Source organism: Mesorhizobium sp. BHbdii, from assembly GCF_053848045.1.
Window position 1 is genome coordinate 229,024 of the sequence record NZ_JBSPKX010000004.1, and the last position, 20,631, is coordinate 249,654.

The 20,631-nt window shown below is 61.7% G+C and carries 21 protein-coding genes, 1 tRNA gene and 1 riboswitch; of the genes, 10 read left to right on the forward strand and 12 right to left on the reverse strand.

Annotated elements, in window-relative coordinates; genetic code table 11:
* The first annotated feature begins 14 nt into the window (after window positions 1–14).
* The 3 genes from ACWTU8_RS21730 (at window position 15) to ACWTU8_RS21740 (ending at window position 3,271) form a co-directional block, all read left to right on the forward strand.
* Complete coding sequence (locus tag ACWTU8_RS21730; RefSeq protein ID WP_455849782.1) at window positions 15–1,214, forward strand: acetylornithine transaminase; 1,200 nt, start codon at window positions 15–17, stop codon at window positions 1,212–1,214.
* A gap of 17 nt (window positions 1,215–1,231) precedes the next feature.
* Window positions 1,232–2,143 (forward strand): ornithine carbamoyltransferase, encoded by a 912-nt coding sequence (argF, locus tag ACWTU8_RS21735; RefSeq protein WP_029356835.1) that lies wholly within the window; start codon window positions 1,232–1,234, stop codon window positions 2,141–2,143.
* Window positions 2,144–2,236: 93 nt separating this feature from the next.
* Complete coding sequence (locus ACWTU8_RS21740; RefSeq protein WP_455849783.1) at window positions 2,237–3,271, forward strand: Hsp33 family molecular chaperone; 1,035 nt, start codon at window positions 2,237–2,239, stop codon at window positions 3,269–3,271.
* 138 nt (window positions 3,272–3,409) lie between these two features.
* Here the strand turns inward: ACWTU8_RS21740 and apaG are convergent, their stop codons facing one another.
* Window positions 3,410–3,802, reverse strand: coding sequence for a Co2+/Mg2+ efflux protein ApaG (gene apaG, locus ACWTU8_RS21745; protein ID WP_065005838.1), 393 nt, complete (start codon window positions 3,800–3,802; stop codon window positions 3,410–3,412).
* Between the two features lie 226 nt (window positions 3,803–4,028).
* Here apaG and ACWTU8_RS21750 point away from each other — a divergent pair, with 226 nt between their 5' ends.
* On the forward strand, window positions 4,029–5,183 hold the full coding sequence (locus ACWTU8_RS21750; RefSeq protein WP_455849784.1) for a ceramide glucosyltransferase: 1,155 nt from the start codon (window positions 4,029–4,031) through the stop codon (window positions 5,181–5,183).
* Window positions 5,184–5,230: 47 nt separating this feature from the next.
* Here ACWTU8_RS21750 and ACWTU8_RS21755 read toward each other — a convergent pair whose 3' ends face one another.
* Window positions 5,231–6,421 carry an O-succinylhomoserine sulfhydrylase gene (locus ACWTU8_RS21755; RefSeq protein ID WP_455849785.1) on the reverse strand — a complete coding sequence of 397 codons (1,191 nt, stop codon included), beginning with the start codon at window positions 6,419–6,421 and terminating at the stop codon, window positions 5,231–5,233.
* 73 nt (window positions 6,422–6,494) lie between these two features.
* Window positions 6,495–6,572: riboswitch (SAM riboswitch) on the reverse strand.
* A 125-nt stretch (window positions 6,573–6,697) separates the two neighbouring features.
* Between ACWTU8_RS21755 and ACWTU8_RS21760 the strand changes: the two genes are divergently transcribed.
* Together ACWTU8_RS21760 and ACWTU8_RS21765 are read left to right on the forward strand one after the other, a co-directional pair.
* Window positions 6,698–7,792 (forward strand): 2'-deoxycytidine 5'-triphosphate deaminase, encoded by a 1,095-nt coding sequence (locus ACWTU8_RS21760; protein ID WP_455849786.1) that lies wholly within the window; start codon window positions 6,698–6,700, stop codon window positions 7,790–7,792.
* A 92-nt stretch (window positions 7,793–7,884) separates the two neighbouring features.
* A complete protein-coding gene (locus tag ACWTU8_RS21765) occupies window positions 7,885–8,658 on the forward strand; it encodes an ABC transporter substrate-binding protein (protein ID WP_455849787.1) in 774 nt (257 codons plus the stop codon).
* A gap of 171 nt (window positions 8,659–8,829) precedes the next feature.
* Here ACWTU8_RS21765 and araD1 read toward each other — a convergent pair whose 3' ends face one another.
* Window positions 8,830–9,822: an AraD1 family protein gene (gene araD1 / locus ACWTU8_RS21770; RefSeq protein WP_455849788.1), complete on the reverse strand. Its 993-nt coding sequence runs from the start codon at window positions 9,820–9,822 to the stop codon at window positions 8,830–8,832.
* Here araD1 and ACWTU8_RS21775 point away from each other — a divergent pair.
* A complete protein-coding gene (locus ACWTU8_RS21775; protein ID WP_455849789.1) occupies window positions 9,821–9,991 on the forward strand; it encodes a hypothetical protein in 171 nt (56 codons plus the stop codon). The genes araD1 and ACWTU8_RS21775 overlap by 2 nt on opposite strands.
* A 120-nt stretch (window positions 9,992–10,111) precedes the next feature.
* Here ACWTU8_RS21775 and mmsB read toward each other — a convergent pair whose 3' ends face one another.
* The 3 genes from mmsB to chvE form a co-directional block, all read right to left on the reverse strand.
* On the reverse strand, window positions 10,112–11,404 hold the full coding sequence (gene mmsB / locus ACWTU8_RS21780; protein WP_029356823.1) for a multiple monosaccharide ABC transporter permease: 1,293 nt from the start codon (window positions 11,402–11,404) through the stop codon (window positions 10,112–10,114).
* A complete protein-coding gene (mmsA, locus tag ACWTU8_RS21785; RefSeq protein ID WP_029356820.1) occupies window positions 11,401–12,933 on the reverse strand; it encodes a multiple monosaccharide ABC transporter ATP-binding protein in 1,533 nt (510 codons plus the stop codon). The genes mmsB and mmsA overlap by 4 nt, the downstream gene beginning before the upstream one ends.
* A 99-nt stretch (window positions 12,934–13,032) precedes the next feature.
* Window positions 13,033–14,097 carry a multiple monosaccharide ABC transporter substrate-binding protein gene (gene chvE / locus ACWTU8_RS21790; RefSeq protein WP_029356817.1) on the reverse strand — a complete coding sequence of 355 codons (1,065 nt, stop codon included), beginning with the start codon at window positions 14,095–14,097 and terminating at the stop codon, window positions 13,033–13,035.
* A gap of 315 nt (window positions 14,098–14,412) precedes the next feature.
* Between chvE and ACWTU8_RS21795 the strand changes: the two genes are divergently transcribed.
* Window positions 14,413–15,402, forward strand: coding sequence for a LysR family transcriptional regulator (locus ACWTU8_RS21795; RefSeq protein ID WP_029356814.1), 990 nt, complete (start codon window positions 14,413–14,415; stop codon window positions 15,400–15,402).
* 166 nt (window positions 15,403–15,568) lie between these two features.
* On the forward strand, window positions 15,569–16,573 hold the full coding sequence (locus tag ACWTU8_RS21800; protein WP_455849790.1) for a L,D-transpeptidase family protein: 1,005 nt from the start codon (window positions 15,569–15,571) through the stop codon (window positions 16,571–16,573).
* 172 nt (window positions 16,574–16,745) lie between these two features.
* Here ACWTU8_RS21800 and ACWTU8_RS21805 read toward each other — a convergent pair whose 3' ends face one another.
* The 5 genes from ACWTU8_RS21805 to ACWTU8_RS21825 all read right to left on the reverse strand — a co-directional run bounded on the left by ACWTU8_RS21805 (window position 16,746) and on the right by ACWTU8_RS21825 (window position 20,077).
* Window positions 16,746–17,624, reverse strand: coding sequence for a hypothetical protein (locus ACWTU8_RS21805; protein ID WP_455849791.1), 879 nt, complete (start codon window positions 17,622–17,624; stop codon window positions 16,746–16,748).
* A complete protein-coding gene (locus tag ACWTU8_RS21810; protein ID WP_065005831.1) occupies window positions 17,621–18,016 on the reverse strand; it encodes a phage holin family protein in 396 nt (131 codons plus the stop codon). Before ACWTU8_RS21810 ends, ACWTU8_RS21805 begins: the two co-directional genes overlap by 4 nt.
* Entirely contained in the window at window positions 18,013–18,696 is a 684-nt protein-coding gene (locus ACWTU8_RS21815; RefSeq protein WP_455849792.1) for a hypothetical protein, read from the reverse strand. The genes ACWTU8_RS21810 and ACWTU8_RS21815 overlap by 4 nt, the downstream gene beginning before the upstream one ends.
* Window positions 18,697–19,009: 313 nt before the next feature.
* Complete coding sequence (locus tag ACWTU8_RS21820; protein ID WP_095517063.1) at window positions 19,010–19,213, reverse strand: hypothetical protein; 204 nt, start codon at window positions 19,211–19,213, stop codon at window positions 19,010–19,012.
* 138 nt (window positions 19,214–19,351) lie between these two features.
* A complete protein-coding gene (locus ACWTU8_RS21825) occupies window positions 19,352–20,077 on the reverse strand; it encodes a Crp/Fnr family transcriptional regulator (RefSeq protein ID WP_029356809.1) in 726 nt (241 codons plus the stop codon).
* 112 nt (window positions 20,078–20,189) lie between these two features.
* On the opposite strand from ACWTU8_RS21825, the gene ACWTU8_RS21830 reads away from it, so the two are divergent.
* Window positions 20,190–20,363 carry a hypothetical protein gene (locus ACWTU8_RS21830; RefSeq protein WP_455849793.1) on the forward strand — a complete coding sequence of 58 codons (174 nt, stop codon included), beginning with the start codon at window positions 20,190–20,192 and terminating at the stop codon, window positions 20,361–20,363.
* On the opposite strand, the gene ACWTU8_RS21835 is transcribed toward ACWTU8_RS21830, so the two are convergent.
* Window positions 20,352–20,425: transfer RNA gene (locus ACWTU8_RS21835), tRNA-Gly, on the reverse strand. The genes ACWTU8_RS21830 and ACWTU8_RS21835 overlap by 12 nt on opposite strands.
* Window positions 20,426–20,631 lie beyond the last annotated feature (206 nt).

The window sequence follows — 20,631 nt, forward strand, 5'->3', positions numbered from 1 at the left end:
CGGAGACGCATATAATGAGCGGTTCGGCGCTTTTCGAGACCTTTACCCGCGCACCCCTGGCCTTCGACCATGGGGAAGGCACTTGGCTGGTCACCGACAAGGGCGAGCGATATCTCGATTTTGGCGGCGGTGTCGCCGTGAATTCGCTGGGCCACAGCCATCCGCATTTAGTCTCGGCACTCACCGAGCAGGCGGCCAAGGTCTGGCACGTCTCCAACCTCTACGAGATTCCGGGGCAGAGCCGTCTGGGCGAGCGGCTGGCCGACGCCACCTTCGCCGACAAGGTGTTCTTCACCAATTCCGGCGCCGAGGCGCTGGAATGCGCCATCAAGACGGCGCGGCGCTACCACTTCGTCAAGGGCCATCCCGAGCGCTTTCGCATCATCACCTTCGAAGGCGCCTTTCATGGCCGCACGCTGGCGACCATCGCCGCCGGCGGCCAGTATAAATACTTGGAAGGCTTCGGACCCAAGGTCGAAGGTTTCGACCAGGTCGGCTTCGGCGACATCGACGCCGCCGAAAAGGCGATCACCCCCGAGACCGCCGCGATACTGATCGAGCCTGTGCAGGGCGAGGGTGGCATCCGCCCGGTGCCGACGCAGTCGCTGAAGCGGCTGAGGCAGCTCTGCGAACAGCATGGCCTGCTCCTGATCTTCGACGAGGTCCAGTGCGGCATCGGCCGCACCGGAAAATTGTTCGCGCATGAATGGGCTGGCGTCACGCCCGACATCATGGCGGTTGCCAAGGGCATCGGCGGCGGCTTCCCGGTGGGCGCCTGCCTCGCCACCGACGAGGCGGCCGTCGGCATGACCGCCGGCGTGCACGGCACCACTTTCGGCGGCAATCCGCTGGCGATGGCGGTCGGCAACGCCGTGCTCGACGTGGTGCTGGAGGAGGGCTTCCTGGAGGATGTCCAGCGCAAGGCGCTGCTGCTAAAGCAGGGGCTGGCGGGTGTCGCCGACGAATTTCCTGATATCATCGAAGACATCAGGGGCACCGGCTTGATGCTCGGCCTGAAATGCGCCGCACCCAACACCAAGGTGAATATGGCGTTGCGCGACCAGCATCTGCTGGCGGTTCCGGCCGGTGACAACGTCCTTCGCCTGCTGCCGCCGCTCACCGTCTCCGACGCCGAGATCCATGAAGCGCTCGACCGCATCCGCGCCGGCGCCAGAGGCCTGGCCGATGCCATAGCCGCGGCTGCCGCGAAGTAACAGTCGAAAGACCCCAAATGAGCCTTCGCCATTTCACCGATCTTTCCGCCGTTTCCGAGGGCGATCTGCGCTTCATGCTGGACGATGCCGTCGTGCGAAAGGCAAGGCTCAAGGCTGGCGAGCGGACAAAACCGCTCGAAGGTAAGGTGCTGGCGATGATCTTCGACAAGCCGTCGACGCGCACGCGCGTGTCCTTCGACGTCGGCATGCGCCAACTCGGCGGCGAGACCATCATGCTGACCGGCACCGAGATGCAGCTCGGCCGCTCCGAAACCATCGCCGACACGGCCAAGGTGCTGTCGCGCTATGTCGATGCGATCATGATCCGAACCACATCGCATGACCGGCTGCTGGAGCTGACCGAGAACGCCACCGTTCCCGTCATCAACGGGCTGACCGACGATACCCATCCGTGTCAGCTGATGGCCGACATCATGACTTTCGAGGAGCATCGCGGTCCGGTCGCCGGCAAGACCATCGCCTGGACCGGCGACGGCAACAACGTGCTGCATTCGCTGCTGGAGGCCTCGGCGCGGTTCCGCTTCAATCTCAACGTAGCCGTGCCGGAAGGCAGCGAGCCGGCGCAGAAGCATGTCGACTGGTCGATGGCGCATGGCGGCAAGTTGAACTTCACCCGCTCGCCCGAGGAGGCGGTCCACGAGGCCGACTGCGTCGTCACCGACTGCTGGGTGTCGATGGGCCAGGAGCACCGTGCTCGCGGCCACAACGTCTTCTCACCCTATCAGGTCAATGCGGCGCTGATGGCGAAGGCAAAGCCCGACGCATTGTTCATGCACTGCCTGCCGGCGCATCGCGGTGAGGAGGTCACCGACGAGGTCATCGACGGGCCACATTCGGTGGTGTTCGATGAGGCCGAGAACCGGCTCCACGCCCAGAAGGCGGTTTTGGCCTGGTGTCTGGGCGCTTGATCCGGACCGCCTTGATCCGGAAGTACGTGATGCCTATCTCAGCCGCATCACGCAAATCGAGCGCGTTTCGACGCATGCGCCCCGGAGGGCGGCATGGCCGCGCCCCGGAGCTTTGTCATGTTGGAAACTCATCAATTGGCTGAACATCAACCCAAACTCGGCGAATTCGGCTACGCCGGCGACGATCATGTCGTGCCCTTCGAGGTCGGCCCGCTCGACGTGCGCGGCCGCACCGTCCAGCTCGGGCCGATGCTCGACGCGATCCTCAGCCGTCATGACTACCCCCAGCCGGTCGCGCGCTTGCTGGCGGAAGCTTGCGTGCTGACAGTGCTGCTCGGCACCTCGCTCAAGTTCGAAGGCAAGTTCATCCTGCAGACCCGCACGGACGGGCCGGTCGATATGCTGGTGGCGGATTTTTCCACGCCGCAGGCGCTGCGCGCCTATGCGCGCTTCGACGCCGACCGGCTGGAGGCACTGACATCTGCCGGCGAGACCTCGCAGCAGACGCTGCTCGGCAGCGGTGTCCTGGCGCTGACCATCGACCAGGGTGCCCACACGCAGCGCTATCAGGGCATCGTCCAGCTCGACGGCGAGACACTGGAGGAGGCCGCGCGCACCTATTTTCGCCAGTCGGAACAGATCCCGACCGACCTCAGACTCTCGGTGGCCAAGCTGTTGACGCCCGGTGTCGGCGGTGCCCGCGAGCAATGGCGTGCCGGTGGCATCCTTGCGCAATTCCTGCCGCAATCGGCGGAACGCATGCGCGTGCCCGACCTTCCAGGCGGCGACGGCGATCCGCGCGATGAGATCCATGATCCGGCCGACAATTCCTGGCAGGAACTGCTGGCATTGCTTGGCACCATCGAGCCGACGGAACTGATCGACCCGACGATCGGCGCCGAGCGGTTGCTTTACCGGCTGTTCCACGAGCACGGCGTCCGCGTCTTCGGCGGCGTACCGGTAGCCGACGAGTGCTCATGCTCCAGGGAGAAGATCCGCGGCATACTCGAAGGTTTCTCAGCCGACGAGATCAGGGACAGCACCGAGGATGGCGGCATTCATGTCGCCTGCGAATTCTGCTCGAAGCAATATGACTTCGATCCGGCGGAGTTTGCTGCGGCGCAGTAGACCATGATCCCGACCGAAGGTCCGCGCATCGAAAAGTGGAAGGCGTTTTTTGCTTCGCTGACCTTCGGTTCGGAAAAGGTCCTGGTCTAAGAGTTAGAGCCCATCCCGATTCTATCGGGATGGATCAGGTCTAGCTGGTCAGTTGACGGTGCGCCGCGTGCCCGGCAGGTCGAGCGAAAACGCGGGGATGGCGACGTCGAACGTCTCGCCTCGCTTGTTGCGCATCGTATAGTGGCCGACCATGATGCCGGACGGCGTCGAGAGCGGGCAGCCAGACGTATATTGATAACTGTCGCCGGGGTTAAGTTCGGGCTGGTCGCCGACAACGCCGGCGCCGCGCACTTCCTCGACCCGGCCGGTGCCGTCGGTGATGTGCCAATAGCGTGACAGAAGTTGTACGAATTCATCCGACTGGTTGTCGATGGTCACCTGGTAGCCCCAGACATAGCGGTTCTCCGACGGGTCGGAGCGATCTTCCAGATAGAACGGCCTGACCTGTACTTCGATGTTGCGCGTAACGGCGCTGTACATAGACTACTCCACAATATGCAGACGGAACTTTCGACGCTCTCCGCAGTTTGGTCAACAGGGCGCTACCCGTCGTTGCCCGACTCGTTTGCGCGCAGGTGCCGAAGAACAATGTCATTTAAGTGACACATGACAATGATGGTGTGCAGGGCCGGGCGATTCAGCATTCTGTCGAACTGTTGAAAAACGGCTATCATGCGGCCGGCTTTTCTGGAGTGACCAGATATCGATGGAACTGACAGTCACAGCCGCCTTGCTTTCCACAGCTCTGCTTCTCGCCAATCTCGCCAGCATCCTGTTCGCTTCGTTGAAGCTGAAGCGGCCTGGCAGGATCGCGCCGCCAGCCGGCAAGGCGCCTCCGGTGTCGATCATCGTGCCGTCGCGCGGCGTCGAGCCGTTTGCCGAGGAGACGCTCGAGCGCGCCTTCTCTCTCGACTGGCCGCGCTATGAGCTCATCTTCTGCGTCGCCCATGCCGACGACCCGGTGGTCAGGCCGGTCACCGATGCGATTGCCCGTTTTCCGGCCGTGCCGGCCCGGCTGCTCGTCGGCGACGACCGCATCAGCGGCAATCCGAAACTCAACAATTGCGTGAAGGGCTGGGAGGCGGCGCGCCACCGCTGGGTCATCCTTGCCGATTCCAACGTTCTGATGCCGAGGGATTATGTCCAGCATCTGATGGCGGCATGGCGGCCGGACACCGGCCTTGTCTGCTCGACGCCGATCGGCTCGCGGCCGGACGGGTTCTGGGCGGAGGTCGAATGCGCTTTCCTCAACACGCTGCAGGCGCGCTGGCAATATACCGGCGAGGCGCTCGGCCTTGGCTTTGCCCAAGGCAAGAGCATGTTGTGGGACAAGCCCATGCTCGACGCCAATGGCGGCATCCGTGCGCTTGCCGCCGAGATCGCCGAGGATGCGGCCGCGACCAAGCTGGTCAACGGGCTTGGACTGCGCGTCAATCTCGTCGCGTCGCCCTTTGAGCAGCCGCTCGGTTTTCGCAGGCTCGGCGAAATCTGGTCGCGCCAGGCCCGCTGGGCACGCCTGCGTCGCGTCACCTTCCCACTGTTCTTCGCGCCCGAGATCCTGATCGGAGCGGCGCCGCCGCTGGTGCTTGCGTTGGTTGCGGCAGCAGGCGCCGGCTTCAGCCTGTCGGCGACCGCCCTCGCTGTGCTGGTAGTCGCCTACCTCCCGGAATGCGCTCTCGCCTCGGCCAAGGGCTGGCACCTGTCGCTGCGCATGATCCCGGCGATGATGGCGCGCGATTGCATCCTGCCGATTGTCTGGGCGCGTGGCTGGCTCAGCGGTGCAGTCGACTGGCGTGGCAACACGATGACCATCCACACCAGCGCCGTTGCGGAATTGGAAGAGACCCCGTCGGGCGCCTGACCGCGCCTGATTTTGACGATTCGAGCGACACCGCCCAGTGCATATACCTATCTGGCGGCTTTCAGGGCCTGCTCGATGTCTTCGAGCAGGTCGTCGGTGTCCTCCAGGCCGACGGACAGCCTGAGCGTGCCTGGCCCGATGCCGAGTTCGGCGCGCGCCTCGTCGCTCAGATTCTTGTGTGTCGTCGTCGCCGGATGGGTGATCAGGCTCTTGGCGTCACCAAGATTGTTAGAGATCAGCACGATATCGAGCGCGTTCTGGAAGGCGAAGGCCGCCTGCTTGCCGCCCTTGACGTCGAGGCAGATCAGCGTCGAGCCGCCCGACATCTGCTTCTTGACGATCGCCGCTTGCGGGTGATCGGCGCGGCCGGGATAGATGACGCGGGCGATTTCCGGCCGCTCGGCGAGGAAGTCCGCGATCCGGCCGGCACTTTCCGTCTGCTGCCGCACGCGCAGCGGCAGCGTTTCCAGGCCCTTCAGCAGCGTCCAGGCGTTGAACGGCGACAGGCTGGGACCGGTGTGGCGGAAATAATCGTGCAGGTTCTCGTCGATCCATTTCTTGTCCGACAGGATGACGCCGCCGAGGCAGCGCCCCTGGCCGTCGATGTGCTTGGTCGCCGAATAGACGACGATATGGGCGCCGAGCTGCAACGGCTTCTGCTGCAAGGGCGTGGCAAAGACATTGTCGACGATCAGCCGCGCGCCGATCGAATCGGCAAGCGAGGCGACGGCTGCAATGTCGACGACTTCCAGCGTCGGATTGGTCGGGCTTTCAAGGAAGAACAGCTTCGTGTTGGGCCTGACCGCCTTTTCCCAATTGGCGATTTCGGTGCCATCGACCAGCGTCGCCTCGATGCCGTATTTCGGCGCCAGCGTCTCGACCACCCAGCGGCAGGAGCCGAACAGCGCGCGCGCCGCCACGATGTGGTCGCCGGCCTTGGCGCTGCACAGCAACGCCGCTGTCACCGCCGCCATGCCGGATGCGGTGGCGCGAGCATCTTCGGCACCTTCCAGCGCACACATGCGCTTCTCGAACATGTCGACCGTCGGATTGGCATAGCGCGAATAGATGAAGCCCGGTTCCTCGCCCTTGAAGCGGGCTTCCGCCGCCTGCGCCGTATCGTAGACATAGCCTTGCGTGAGATACATCGCCTCGGAGGTTTCGCCGAAGCCGGAACGCAGCGTTCCCGCATGCACGAGTGCGGTCTGAGGCTTCCAGTTGCGCTTGTTGCTCGTCATCACCTTGTTCCAAACACCAAAAATGGCCCAAATACAAAAAAACCGGCCGCGAAAGTCGCAACCGGTCCATATGGCCTTTCGGCCGACGGTCCTTTAGCGACTTGTTTAACGTGGCTGCAAGCCGACCGGCCAAATCACCACGGGATAACGACCCTTTAGACCCGCACCGCGCTTGCGTCAATTGCCGGCATGATTAAGAGGTTTGTACCAGCGGGTTCCGCGGCAGGAACCTGCGACAAAACGAGACCACGCCCGGCCTTCGAGCGGAGCCAGACTTTGCGGCAGACAGGCATTCTTCCCGATCAGGATATTTCCGCGCTGTTCCAGTCGGGCGCGCTGAAATCGCCGCGCGCGCTCGATGCCGACCAGGTCCAGCCGGCCAGCCTCGACCTTAGGCTTGGCGACAAGGCCTGGCGGGTGCGCGCCTCCTTCCTGCCCGGCCCGAACCACAGGGTTGCTGAAAAACTCGACCGCCTGAAGCTGCACGAAATCAATCTCGCCGACGGTGCGGTGCTGGAGACGGGCTGCGTCTATATCGTGCCGCTGCTCGAGAGCCTGGCGCTTCCGGCAAACGTTTCGGCCTCGGCCAACCCGAAGAGCTCGACCGGACGGCTCGACATCTTCACCCGCGTGATGACCGATCGCGGCCACGAGTTCGACAAGATCGCTGCCGGCTACAACGGCCCGCTCTATCTGGAAGTCAGCCCGCGGACCTTTCCGATCGTCGTCCGTGCCGGCTCGCGGCTGTCGCAGATCAGGTTCCGCACCGGCAATGCGCTTTTGTCGGAAAGCGAGCTGCACGAATTGCATCGTGCCGAGACGCTCGTCGCCACCGAGCCGCCCAACATTTCCGGCGGCGGCATCGCACTGTCGATCGACCTCGATGGCGACAAGGACGGGCTGGTCGGCTACCGCGGCAAGCACCACACCGGCCTGGTCGATGTTGACAAGCGCGCCGCACAGGATGTCGTCGATTTCTGGGAGCCGCTCTACAAGAGCGGCGGCGGCGAACTGGTGCTCGATCCCGATGAATTCTATATCCTCGTCAGCCAGGAGGCGGTGCATGTGCCGCCGCTCTATGCCGCCGAAATGACGCCCTTCGATCCGCTGGTTGGCGAATTCCGTGTCCACTATGCCGGTTTCTTTGATCCGGGCTTCGGCCATTCGGCGGCCGGCGGCACCGGCAGCAGAGCTGTGCTCGAAGTGCGCAGCCACGAAGTGCCGTTCATCCTCGACCACGGCCAGATCGTCGGACGGCTGGTCTACGAGCACATGCTGAAGCGGCCGCAGGCGCTCTACGGCACAGATCTCGGCTCGAACTATCAGGCACAGGGCCTGAAACTGTCCAAACATTTCCGCGCCGCGCGCTGATCCCCGATCAACCAGACTGTGCTTGCCTGACCTTGCGGGCCGTGCTTGGCTGTGCCTAACCATCAAGGTGGTTGAACCAAGGGAACAAAGAAATGCAGATTTCAAGATGGATCGCATCGGCAGCAACAGCTGCCATGCTGGTGATGGCTGCCGGGTCCTTGTCGGCGCAAGCACAGGAAAAGTTGAAGATCGCCACCGAAGGCGCCTATCCGCCGTTCAACACCATCACCGCGGATGGCAAGCTCACCGGCTTCGACATCGACATTGCCAATGCGCTTTGCGCTCAGATGAAGGTCGAATGCGAACTTGTCACGCAGGACTGGGACGGCATGATCCCGGCGCTCCAGGCCAGAAAGTTCGACGCCATCATCGCGTCCATGAGCATTACCGAGGAGCGCAAAAAGCAGGTCTCCTTCACCAACAAATACTATACGACGCCGCTTTCGCTGGTGGCCATGAAGGACAGCGATATTGCCTCGACCGAACCCGCCGCACTCGCCGGCAAGACAGTCGGCGCCCAGGCTTCGACCACCCAGGCCGACTATGCCCAGGATGTCTACAGCAAGGCCGGCGCCGAGGCGAAGCTCTATCCGACCCAGGAGGAGGCGGTCGCCGACCTGATGAACGGCCGTCTCGATGCCGTCCTTTCAGACAAATTCGTGCTGATGGACTGGATGAAGAAGTCGAGCGACGGCTGCTGCAAGATGGTCGGCGACGTCAAGGGCACCGAGACCGAAGCCGGTATCGCCGTGCGCAAGGAAGACAATGCGCTGCGCGAGAAGCTCAACGCCGCGATCGATGCGATCGTCGCAGATGGCACCTACAAGAAGATCCAGGCCAAATATTTCGATTTCGATATTTATTGAGGCTGCCAATCTCCCCCCTTGAGGGGGAGATGGCCGGCAGGCCAGAGGGGGTCGCTGCGCGTAAAGTGCCAACGCCGTTCCGCCACGGAAGACGGCGTTCGCGCTTTATGTGAGACGACCCCCTCTGTCACCTTCGGCGACATCTCCCCCTCAAGGGGGGAGATCACACAATCAAAGCGCCTTCACCGCCACCGTCACCGGTTGCTCGATTTCAAGCGGGTTACGCAGCGGCAGGCCAAAATCCTTGGCCTCGATCTCGAACACGTCGCCGGCTTCGGTCCTGACGCCGTCGGCGAAGGACAGTGTCGCCGTGCCGAACATGTGCACATGAACGTCGCCCGGCTGGCGGAAGGCCGAATATTTGAAGTGGTGATGTTCGAGATTGGCGATGGTGTGCGACATGTTCGCCTCGCCCGACAGGAACGGCTTTTCCCACAGCAGCTTGCCGTCGCGGAGGATGCGCGAGGTACCCCTGACGTCTGAGGGCAGGTCGCCGATCAGGATCTCCGGCCCGAACGAAGCGTTGCGCAGCTTGGAATGCGCGAGGAAAAGATAGTTCACGCGCTCGGTGACATGGTCGGAAAACTCGTTTGACAGTGTGAAGCCGACGCGGAACGGGACGCCGTCGTCGCCGATGACATAGATGCCGGCGACTTCCGGCTCCTCGCCGGCATCCTGGGCGAAGGCGGGCGACAGAAGTGCCGCGCCGGGCGCCACCGCCATGGTGCCGTTGCCCTTGTAGAACCATTCTGGCTGCACGCCCGTCTGGCCCTTGGCGGGCTTGCCGCCCTCCAGCCCCATGCGGAACATCTTCATGGAATCGGTGAGCTGCTCTTCGCGATCGGCATCGAGTTTCTTGTGCATGGCATCGCGGGTCGCGGCGGAGCCGAGATGCGTCAGCCCGGTGCCGGTGAGATGGAGATGCGCCGGGTCGGGATGGTTGATCGGCGATAACAGCCGCCCCTTCTTGTATGCGGCATCGAGGTCGACCGCTTCACCGAAGCCTTTGCGCTCGATGAGGGCGACAAGTCCGGTGCCGGTGCGCGCGGCCTCCATCGCCAGCGAATAGACGCTGCGGGCGCCATTGATGATCCGGGTCTTGCCACCGTTGCGGGCAATGACGCGGATGGTCTCTGCCTCGTCGAGGATCTGGGAGATCAGCATGATGTACCCTCTCTCAATTGCCTTTGGCCTGGCTGCCGGGTTGGCAAACCTTGACCAGCGCGGCTCGGATGGTATCCGCGCCACTGGTGAACTCTTCGTCCGGATGGCGCTCGCGGGCCCGGTCCCCTTGGAGGACTTCTTTGCGCCGCCCGGCAGCGCCGCGATGTGACCCGTGCCTCCTAAAAGCGCGCCGCGTTTGAAAGGCGGCCCGCTTTAATCCTTGTTTTCATGCATGCCGTTGTCCCAACACGCTGCACAAGTTTGGCGACATGCATGAGTCCCCTCGCCCTTAAGCCTTGTTCTTGTTGTAGACGTCGAAGACCACGGCGCCGAGCAGCACCAGGCCTTTGACCACCTGTTGCCAATCGACATTGACGCCCATGATCGACATGCCGTTGTTCATGACGCCCATGATGAAACCGCCCACCACCGCGCCTATAACTTGACCGACGCCGCCCATCGCCGAAGCGCCGCCGATGAACACAGCGGCGATGACGTCGAGCTCGCTGCCGAGGCCGGCCGCCGGCACCGCCTGGCCAAGCCGCGCCGCAATGATCAGCCCGCCGAGCGCCGAGAGCACGCCCATATTGATGAACACCATCAGGGTCAGCCGCTCGGTCTTGATACCCGATAGCTGAGCCGCCTTGGCATTGCCGCCCATTGCGTAGATACGGCGGCCGACCGTCATGCGTTTGGTGACGAAGACGAACAGCGCGATCAGCACGCCCATCACTACGAGAACGATTGGCAGACCTCTGTAGGTGGCGAATTGGTAGACCAGAAAAAGCGCCAGAGCGCTGGTCACCAGGGTCTTGACGACGAACAGCGTGAAGGGTTCGGCTTCGTAACCATGCCGCTCGCGGCTGCGCCGTGCCCTGAGCCCGAAATAGGCATAGGCGAGCACGGCAACGAGGCCGATCACGATCGTCGTCATGTGCAGCGTCAGTCCGCTGCCGACGATGGTCTTGCCGGCGGCGTTCACGACCGGCGGGATCAGCGTCAACGAGCCGATCACGTCCGGGATGAAGCCGGAACTGAGCGCCTTGAAGCCGGCTGGAAGCGGCCCCACGGAGGACCCGCCACCCAGCAGCGCTTGGCAGATGCCGCGGAAGATCAGCATCCCCGCCAGCGTGACGATGAAGCTCGGTATTCGGTGATAGGCGATCCAGTAGCCTTGTCCCGCGCCGATCGCGCCGCCGATGATCAGGCAGATGATCGACACCACCAGCGGATTGCTGAAAGGGCCGAGAGGCCAGATGACCATCATCATCGCCGCCAGCGCGCCGATGAAACCGGCGACGGACCCGACGCTGAGATCGATATGGCCGGAGACGATCACCAGCAGCATGCCCAGCGCCATCACGATGATGAAGCTGTTCTGCTGCACCAGGTTACTCAAGTTCACCGGCTTGAACAGCGTTCCGGACGTCGTGTACTGGAAGAATACCATGATGGCGATAAGCGCCAGGATCAGGCCGTATTCGCGCAGGTTGGTGACCAGCGCCGAGACGGCAACGCGCGGCCCCTGCTGCACATCTTCGGCGACGCCGCTTTTCGGGACGGGAGCGCTTTCGGTGCTCATGATGCTTTTCCTTCTCCGCGAACGATGGCGCGCATGATCTTTTCCTGGCTGGCGTCGCTCGCCGCCATTTCGCCGACGATACGTCCTTCGTTCATGACATAGATGCGGTCGGTGATGCCGAGCAGTTCGGGCATCTCCGACGAGATGACGATGATCGCCTTACCCTCCGAGGCGAGACGCGCGATGATCGTGTATATTTCATACTTGGCGCCGACGTCGATGCCGCGCGTCGGCTCGTCGAGGATCAGCACCTCCGGATTGGCGAACAGCCACTTCGACAGCACCACCTTCTGTTGATTGCCGCCCGATAGATTGCCGGTCATCTGATAAACGCTGGACGAGCGGATGTTGGTTTTGGCCTTGTAGTCGTTGGCGACGGCCAGCTCGCGCATGTCGTCGATCACGCTATGGCGCGACACGCCGGGAAGATTGGCCAGCGTGATGTTGTGCTTGATATGATCGATCAGGTTGAGACCGTAGGTCTTGCGGTCCTCGGTGACGTAAGCGATGCCGTGTTCCACTGCCTTGCTGACAGAGGAGACATCGATGGGCTTGCCCTTGAGCAGCACCTCGCCCGTGATGCGGCGGCCATAGGAGCGGCCGAACAGGCTCATCGCGAATTCGGTGCGTCCGGCGCCCATCAGCCCGGCGATACCCACCACCTCGCCCTTGCGGACGTCGATGTCGATGCCTTTGATCACTTGCCGCTCGGCATGGATCGGGTGATAGACCGACCAGTTCCTCACCTGGAGCACGATCTCACCGATCTCGGGCTCGCGCGACGGATAACGGTCGTCTAGCGAGCGGCCGACCATCGAGGTGATGATGCGGTCTTCCGAAATGTCTTTCTTGGCCAGCGTCTCGATGGTCCGCCCGTCGCGGATGATCGTCACCTTGTCGGCGACCCGGTTGACCTCGTTGAGCTTGTGCGAGATCAGGATCGAGGTGATGCCATGCCGCTTGAATTCCAGCAGCAGGTCGAGCAGCGCCTGGCTGTCCTTTTCGGACAGGCTCGCCGTCGGTTCGTCGAGGATCAGCAGCTGCACTTCCTTGCTGAGCGCCTTGGCGATCTCGACCAGTTGCTGCTTGCCGACGCCGATATTGGTGATCAGCGTCTTGGGGTCTTCCTTAAGGCCCACCTTCTTGAGCAGAGCGCTGGTGCGCGTCTCGTTGGCGTTCCAGTCAATGACACCGTATCTGGCATGCTCGTTGCCGAGAAAGATGTTTTCGGCGATCGACAGCATCGGAACCAGCGCGAGTTCCTGGTGGATGATGACGATGCCCCGGCGCTCGCTGTCATGAATGCCCTTGAAATGGCACTCATCGCCGCGATAGATGATTTCGCCGTCATAAGTGCCGGATGGATACACGCCCGACAGCACCTTCATCAACGTCGACTTGCCGGCGCCGTTCTCGCCGACAACGGCGTGAATCTCGCCTTCCTCGACGCTTAGGTTGACATTCGACAGCGCCTTGACGCCGGGAAACGTCTTGGTGATGTCACGCATCTCCAAAATCGTCGAGGCCATCAGGAATACCACTCCTCCGAGGTCCCGAAACAATACCGGGGTCGCTCGCTAACGAAAAGGGGCCCTGCGTTACGCAGGACCCCGGGTTTACAACTGCCGTTACTTCAGCTCTTCGGCCTTGATGTAGCCGGAATCGACCACCAGGGCCTGGTAGTTCGACTTGTCTACCTCATGCGGCGTCAGCAGGATCGAGGGGACGACCTTGACGTCGTTGTTGTAGGTCGTGGTGTCGAGGCCTTCCGGCTTGCCGCCCGAGAGCACCTTGTCGACGAGCTCGACCGTCGCCTTGGCGAGTTCGCGGGTGTCCTTGAACACCGTCGAGTACTGCTCGCCGGCGATGATCGCCTTGACCGAAGCGGTTTCGGCGTCCTGGCCGGTGACAATTGGCCAGGGCTGATCGGCCGTGCCGTAACCGACTGCGCGCAACGAGGCGATGATGCCGCGCGACAGACCGTCATACGGCGAGAGCACGCCATCGACGCGGCTGCCATCCGAGTAGTTGGCGGACAGCAGATTGTCCATGCGGGCCTGGGCGGTCGCCGCCAGCCAGCGAAGCGTGCCGACCTTGTCCATGCCCATCTGGCCGGACTTCACCACGAGGGTCTTGTCGTCGATCAGTGGCTGCAGAACGGACATCGCGCCGTCGTAGAAGAAGAAGGCGTTGTTGTCGTCCGGCGAACCGCCGAACAGCTCGATGTTGAATGGACCCTTGTTTTCCGGATAGCCAAGGCCCTTGAGCAGCGATTTGGCCTGGATGACGCCGACGCCGAAATTGTCGAACGTGGTGTAGTAGTCGACATTCGGGGTCTTCTTGATCAGCCGGTCATAGGCGACGACGACGACGCCGGCGTCAGCCGCCTTCTGCAGCGCGTCCGACATCGTGGTGCCGTCGATCGAGGCGATGATCAGTGCCTTCGGGCCCTTGGTGATTTCGTTTTCCAGCTGGCTGAGCTGATTGGGGATATCGTCCTGCGCATACTGCAGATCGACAGTGTAGCCCAGAGCCTCGAGCTGGGACTTGACGGCGTCGCCGTCGTTGATCCAGCGCTGCGAGGTCTTGGTGGGCATCAGCACGCCGATGAGGCCTTCGCCTGCCTGCGCCGGGACCGTCATGGCCGCGATGCTAAGGGCCGCGACGGCGGCCAGGGTCTTGATGATCTTCACATTAACTCTCCCTTGTTGATGGACGCGCACCCTGGGTTTCGTGGGCCGCGCGATCGTGCAGGGGCGCCAAAACGCGCCGCTGCCGCCATATCGATCTCCGGTATCCTCCCAATCGGCCCTGAGACTCTGGTTCCAGTCGATGCGATTTTTCTCGCTGGCGACGGTCAAGCCTCAGGACGCGCAAAGGGTGTGGCTCTTTGCCATAACTGTCAAATGCGATCTTTGATGGTTGCTATACCGAAACTGATATATTGAAAGCCGACGAAGACCTGGCCGGATTGCCGGCCGGCGATGAGTGGGGAGCAAACAACGACCATGGCAGCGCTGCGGAATCCTGGTGGACTTTCAGCCAGTTACGAAGAACCCCCCGGCGACGGAGAAACCCTGCTGCGCAGCGGCCTCAGCCTGCGCCACATGCGTATGATCGCAGCCCTCGATGACCATGGCCGGGTCAGCGCGGCAGCCCAGGTCATGAACATTTCGCAGCCCGCCGCCTCGCGCATGATCGCCGAGATGGAGGCGGTGCTCGATGTCAAGCTGTGCGAAAGGCTGCCGCGCGGCATCACGCTGACCCCCTATGGCAAGGCATTGGCGAGGCGCGCACGTTCGATCCTGCTTGAGATGCGTGAAGTCGACCGCGAAATATCCGAGCTCAAGGCGGGCAAGGGCGGCTCGGTATTCCTCGGCGCGGTGACGGCCCCTGCGATCGAGCTCGCCGTGCCGGCGATCCGCGAAATCCGGCGCATCTATCCGCGCATCGAGATCACCATGCAGGTCGAGACCTCCAATGTGCTGGCGCGCGAGCTGATCGCCACGCGTCACGATTTCATCATCGCGCGCATCCCCGACGATCTCAATCCACGGCTGTTCGAGGCCCGCGTCATCGGTGTCGAAAAAGCCTGCCTGATCGTGCGCCGCGGCCACGCGCTTGCTAAGGGCAAAGCCGTGCGGCTGGAGGAGACCGCCGCCTACGACTGGGTTTTCCAGTCGGGCGGCTCGCCGTTGCGCCAGGCGATGGAAAGCAATTTCCTGAACCGCAACATCGCGCTGCCGGACCGCATCCTCAACACCAGTTCGCTGCTGCTGACCCTGGTCATGGTCGCGCAGTCGGACGCCATCGCGCCGGTGTCGATCCAGGTGGCGAAATTCATCCAAAACCCCGAGGGGCTGGCCGGCGCCATCGACGTCGTCCAGACCGAATTCGACATCGAGGTCAGGCCTTACAGTCTGATCACCGTAAAAAATCGCGTGCTGTCGCCGGCGGCCAAGATGCTGCACGACTTTATTTTGAGAGAGGTAGGCTGACGGCGTTAAATCAAGCAATCCATCGCCAATCCTTGGACAGCTATCGCAGCTACACGGCGCTGCGTCATGTCGCTTCAATTCAGAATATCGCTGGAGCGAAGGAACCACACAGGGCCATGCCGCGTCATAGAGGCGGGCTCTTGTTGCAGTCCCAGCGAGGCTATCGATGATCAGGTTTCTCCTCGTCTTCGCCGCGACGCTTGCCCTGGCATGCGGCGGGACGGGGGCGGCCAAGCTCGACCTAACCACCGTCAATCAGGCCCAGTTCGCCGCCGGCGAACCGAAGGGTGTCGATCCGACCGTGCTGAAGGCGCAGATTCTCTTGGATCGCGCCCGCTTCTCGCCTGGGCTGATTGACGGTAACCTTTCAGCGAACTTCGCCAAGGCAGTCGGCGCCTTTCAGGCGGCGAACGGACTCCCTCCCGATGGCAAGCTCACCCCGGAGACCTGGAGCAAGCTCATGGCAACCTCCACCGACCCGGTGCTGGTCACCTATGAGGTAACGCGCAAGGATGTGCGCGGACCCTTCACCAGGCGTATTCCGGCTCGCATGGAGAGGATGGCCCGTCTGCGGCGGCTCGGCTATCGCAGCGCGGCGGAGAGGCTGGCGGAGCGCTTCCATATCAGCGAACAGTTGCTCAGGATGCTCAATCCGGGCATCGGCTTCAGGAAGGCCGGCACGACCTTGGTGGTGCCTGATCTTGGCCGGGGCGATCCTCCCGCTGGCGTTGCCGGCATTGAGGTCGACAAGGGCGCTCGCCTGGTGCGCGTGCTCGACCCTTCCGGCAAATGGCTTGCAGTCTACCCGGCCTCGATTGGAAGCGATGAAAACCCGGCGCCAAGCGGCGTGGCGGAGGTCAAGCGCGTGGTGCGCAACCCAACCTATCACTATGATCCGGACTTCGCTTTCAAGGGAGTCAAGACCAAGCGGCCCTTCACCATCGCTGCCGGGCCGAACAATCCGGTGGGATCGGCCTGGATCGATCTCTCCATCGAAAGCTACGGCATCCACGGCACGCCCGAACCGGGCAAGATCGGCACGACCTTCTCACATGGCTGCATCCGACTGACCAATTGGGATGCCGAAGATCTCGGCTCGATGGTGCAGCCGGGCACGAAAGTCGAATTCAAGAACGAGACCGCCCACACCGTCGACGAGCTTGCTCCGTAGCAAAGCGGACTGGCCAGCAGACCTGTTCCGCAAGCCATTCCTGAGGAAAGTCGCAGAGAATTTGTGGACCTCCGACATCCCAAGTCGAAAGGGATTGGGTCGGAAGTTCCAGATCCATTGAACATCAGAGTCCTATGGACCAGGCCCGTCATTCAGGCCGGTGGCGATGCCATCAGGCGGTAGAAGACCCGTCCGACGAGCCCGGCAAACGATCGCGAACGGCTTCCTCGGTTCGCTTTGCGGTCGATTCCACAACTTTGCCGACCTTGCCTGCTAACGTGTCGGTATCTCCACCCGAGCCTTGCCGGTCGGCCTCTTCCTTGACTGTTTCGTAGGCCTCGGCGGCAACTTGCTTTGCTTGCTCCAGGCCCGTTTCGAAAACCTCCGCCGCGCTGTCGCGAATTTTGTCGCGATAGGCGCCAAGTTGCTCGTCCTCTGTGGCTGTGTGGGGCAGCATCACCCCGATGGCAGTGCCCAGCGCAAGGCCGACTACGGCGATAGCCAACGGCTCGCGCTCGAAGAGGTCTTGTGCCGATTGGCGCGTCCGAGCCGCTATCTCGCTGGCGCTTGAGCCGAGCCGGCCGGCGGTGTTTGTCATCCTCTCCTTGGCGCCCGTTGCGGCGTTTGCTGCAGCTTCGGCGGCGCTACTTGCTGCTGATGTAACCGAACCGGCGGTATCTGAGAGCATCGCCCCGATTCCGGGCCCTTCGCTACCCTCGCTAAAATCATCGCCGCGGAGATCGGAGAAAGCGTCAGAAGCCATGCCTCTCCGATAGCCAGCGGCAGCTGAGTTGGTTGCCGACGGGCCGTTGCCGAGCATCAGCCAGGCCAGGCCGGCTCCAATCAATGTCAGCGGCAACGGGTTGTCCCTAACTTGCGACTTGAGGTTGCCAAGCATGGCGGATCCCTCGCCGCCGGCGAACATTCCGGTAAATTCGTCGATCAATTGACCCGGTGTCATCTTGCTGCGGATCGAATCGGCGGTGTCTGCTACTTTCGCCCGGGCGATGTCGGCATCGCGCTCGAGCTCGGCTGCGGATTTGTCGCTCATCTTATTTGATCCTTGATCACGCGCGCGTCGCGCTTGAGTTGGTCTTGTGTGCGATCGGGCGTCAGCTCGGAAGGAGCCATGCTTTTCGTGCCAGAGCGCAAGAGAATGATTCCCAGTACCGCGACGACGATCCCGACCAGCAGCGAGGACCATCCCGCTCCCAGGCCGGCACTCGCCAAGGCGATTACGAGTGCTTGCAAAAGCACCATCAAGGCCGCGAGAAGGCATATGGCACCGGCCAGAACCTCGGCTGCGCCTGCGCCGGCCTTGCTGATTTTTTCCGACATTTCGGCCCGCAACAGCCTACTTTCGGTTTGAAGCAGGGTTGTGACCTGCTGTGCCAGATCGCTGACGAGGGTTGCGAGGCCGCGACTTTCCTGATTGTTGGTCATGGGTTCCGCTCCAGGCTTGCGCCGGCCCAGTCGTCACCGGCCAAATCTTCACCGGCCAAGTCATCGCCGGCCCTGTCGTCTCTGGGCTGGTTGAAGCGGGACGGCGTCGTGTCAGCTGGCTCAGCCGACCGCGTAGCGGACTCATCCGAGTTCGAAATCGTTTCGGAAGGCCGATCTGTTCCCGATCGACCCTGTGCTTCGGTACGGGCAGATGGTGGCGAGCTCTTGATAAACCGCCCCAGTGCCAAGCCTGCCAATACTGAACCGGCGATCAGCGCCCCTGAATTTTCGCGGCCGAACGACCGCATCTCGCCAAGAACATCTTCGAATGGTTTGTCCTTCAACGAAGATGAAAGGCGCTCAAGTGAGCCGGCGGCATCGAGGGTGAACTTCGAAGCGGTCCGTTGATCATTATTGGCCAGATGCTCGCTTGCTGCTCGCAATGCTCCGCTAAAGGCCTTTAGGTTGGAGCTGATATCGCGCTGTGTTCCCTCGGCCTTGTCGAACAACGCCTGTTTGGCTTCAGCAGCGTAGTCGCCCGCCTTCCTGGTGAGTTCGTCGCGAGCGTCCTGTAGCGCCTCTGTCGCGGTCTGCGTTTCCTGCTGGAACCGCTCGGACAGTTCGCTTTTGGCTGTTTCGAAATCGGCCGGCTTACGGCCCTGATCGTCTTCGCGCTGCATGGTATTCTCCTAATGGAATCCGAGGAAGGAGAGGATCGCAAGCACGACGACGACAAGGCCGATGAGATAAATGACACTGTTCATGGTGGCAATCTCCTCCATTGCCTAACGAACTTGCCGGGGGCAAACAAGTTCCATCACTTCCAGCTAAATTAGCGATAGTGAAACAGCCGGGGAGCCCGGTGAACTCTCTTGGAAGTTCCTACGCGCCGTGTGCCGAGACGCGGACCCAGCCGGCCGTGCGGAGATTGGCCCGCCTCTGCGCATCGGATTTCAAGGGCTCAGGTTAGGCTAGTATAATAAAGCACCGCGTCTAGCTCTCATTAAGGTCAAAGCTCACAGGAAGGTTGTAGTCTATTGCACGATTGGCAATCATGTTCGCTAGGTCGGAATCAGAGACCGAACATGCCGGAACAATCTGTTTGAGCGCCTTAACAGCGAGGCCCGTCGATATGAAACTGTGGCGCCGCCTGCGAATATTTACGTAATGTTCGATGAGATTGTCGAGTTCACGCATGTGCAATCCTTCTTTGACGTCAACCGTGTCAATTGAACCCAGCCGTACTCGATCCGGCGCGAGGGCTCATTCACATTGTTTAGTTGACGAGAAATCTTGATGCCGCATTAGCGCGTTGACGCGTCCTGGCCGACGCGGTCACCGCGGTTCATGGAAGAGATTTAGGTAGGTCGTATCAAAGTCGGCCAGTAAGGCCAATCGCTGGAAATCCAGGATAACAATCCTCCTGTCTTTCCAGCTAACCAGGTCCTTCGCACGAAGTTCCTGCAGCGTCCGGTTCACGTGAACTACTGATAGACCAAGCACGTCGCCCAATTCCGCCTGGGTCAGTGGAATCGCGAACGTCTGGTCAGAGGCCAATCCAACTATCTCTAACCGGACATACAACTCGCAGATTATATGTGCGAGATGCTGTTTGGCGGAGCGACGCCCGAGGCAGGTTATCCAAGTCCTTTGGATTGAGGCATCGATAGTCGTCGAAAGCCAGAGCATCCGGGTGAGATGTGGACTTCCACCCATTGCTGTGAGCAGGTCTTTGTGTCGAATGAAAACAACATCGCACGAACCCAGCGCGCTCACGCTGTGATCCATCACTTTTAGCAGTAAACTATGCAGATCGACAAAGTCTCCCGGCACGTGAATTGCCGTTATTTGACGCTTTCCTTCCCGAATAGCCTGGTTTCGAACTGCGAAACCATTCGCGACAAGACAGCTTTCGGCGGGGCGGGAACCCTCCCTGACGATCTCCTCATCTGGTCCGAAAGTCACCGGCCGGACTGGAAGAGCCTCAATAAGCGCGATTTCGTCTGGCGGCAGGGCGTCGCGGCGGTCAAGCATGCGAACCAAGAGGTCTTTGCCAAACATCGCGGTCCCTTTTGACTAGCAACGCGGATCAGCATCTTTTGTTGCCGCCTCTTATTAGAATCCCGTTATGTTCTATCCAGTTCATATGTGCCGGCGACTTAGACCCGATCATATGGGCCCTGTGAGTGCCGGCGCCGGCAGGCTCGACTTCGTTCCGCCGATGATGCCTACCTTGGTAGCCAAGCCGCCCCAAGGTGACGACTGGTTTTACGAGGCCAAGTTCGACGTCTACCGCTCGCAGATCATCAGCAACCTCAATTCCTTGCAGGGCAGGTGGAGCGGGTAGCGGGAATCGAACCCGCGCGTTCAGCTTGGGAAGCTGACAAGCTACCATTACATCATACCCGCGCAGTAGCCTCGTTACCACGCAAGCCGGCCTTCGGGCAATCGTTAAGCGTGCACTCGTGTCTTCCAGCCATCCGACTGTTACTCCGTCATGGCAAGGGAGCCGGCGTTGCAACATAAGTTGGCGAGCAGACAATCCGGCCAACCCGCCATGCGGAGCAACTGAGCCAGCGACCCGCCTTGATGCCAGCGCGGCAAGTGCGTATTTC

Coding starts and splice junctions, on each gene's coding strand:
- ACWTU8_RS21815 (WP_455849792.1), bottom strand. CDS start 18,696: ATGCAGCGCGAAGACGATCAGGGCCGTAAGCCGGCCGATTTCGAAACA.
- ACWTU8_RS21805 (WP_455849791.1), bottom strand. CDS start 17,624: ATGAGCGACAAATCCGCAGCCGAGCTCGAGCGCGATGCCGACATCGCC.
- ACWTU8_RS21795 (WP_029356814.1), top strand. CDS start 14,413: ATGGCAGCGCTGCGGAATCCTGGTGGACTTTCAGCCAGTTACGAAGAA.
- araD1 (WP_455849788.1), bottom strand. CDS start 9,822: ATGCTGATCTCCCAGATCCTCGACGAGGCAGAGACCATCCGCGTCATT.
- ACWTU8_RS21830 (WP_455849793.1), top strand. CDS start 20,190: ATGGGCCCTGTGAGTGCCGGCGCCGGCAGGCTCGACTTCGTTCCGCCG.
- apaG (WP_065005838.1), bottom strand. CDS start 3,802: ATGTACAGCGCCGTTACGCGCAACATCGAAGTACAGGTCAGGCCGTTC.
- ACWTU8_RS21740 (WP_455849783.1), top strand. CDS start 2,237: ATGGCCGCGCCCCGGAGCTTTGTCATGTTGGAAACTCATCAATTGGCT.
- mmsB (WP_029356823.1), bottom strand. CDS start 11,404: ATGAGCACCGAAAGCGCTCCCGTCCCGAAAAGCGGCGTCGCCGAAGAT.
- argF (WP_029356835.1), top strand. CDS start 1,232: ATGAGCCTTCGCCATTTCACCGATCTTTCCGCCGTTTCCGAGGGCGAT.
- mmsA (WP_029356820.1), bottom strand. CDS start 12,933: ATGGCCTCGACGATTTTGGAGATGCGTGACATCACCAAGACGTTTCCC.
- ACWTU8_RS21820 (WP_095517063.1), bottom strand. CDS start 19,213: ATGCGTGAACTCGACAATCTCATCGAACATTACGTAAATATTCGCAGG.
- ACWTU8_RS21765 (WP_455849787.1), top strand. CDS start 7,885: ATGCAGATTTCAAGATGGATCGCATCGGCAGCAACAGCTGCCATGCTG.
- ACWTU8_RS21800 (WP_455849790.1), top strand. CDS start 15,569: ATGATCAGGTTTCTCCTCGTCTTCGCCGCGACGCTTGCCCTGGCATGC.
- ACWTU8_RS21810 (WP_065005831.1), bottom strand. CDS start 18,016: ATGACCAACAATCAGGAAAGTCGCGGCCTCGCAACCCTCGTCAGCGAT.
- ACWTU8_RS21825 (WP_029356809.1), bottom strand. CDS start 20,077: ATGTTTGGCAAAGACCTCTTGGTTCGCATGCTTGACCGCCGCGACGCC.
- ACWTU8_RS21730 (WP_455849782.1), top strand. CDS start 15: ATGAGCGGTTCGGCGCTTTTCGAGACCTTTACCCGCGCACCCCTGGCC.
- ACWTU8_RS21750 (WP_455849784.1), top strand. CDS start 4,029: ATGGAACTGACAGTCACAGCCGCCTTGCTTTCCACAGCTCTGCTTCTC.
- ACWTU8_RS21755 (WP_455849785.1), bottom strand. CDS start 6,421: ATGACGAGCAACAAGCGCAACTGGAAGCCTCAGACCGCACTCGTGCAT.
- ACWTU8_RS21775 (WP_455849789.1), top strand. CDS start 9,821: ATGATGTACCCTCTCTCAATTGCCTTTGGCCTGGCTGCCGGGTTGGCA.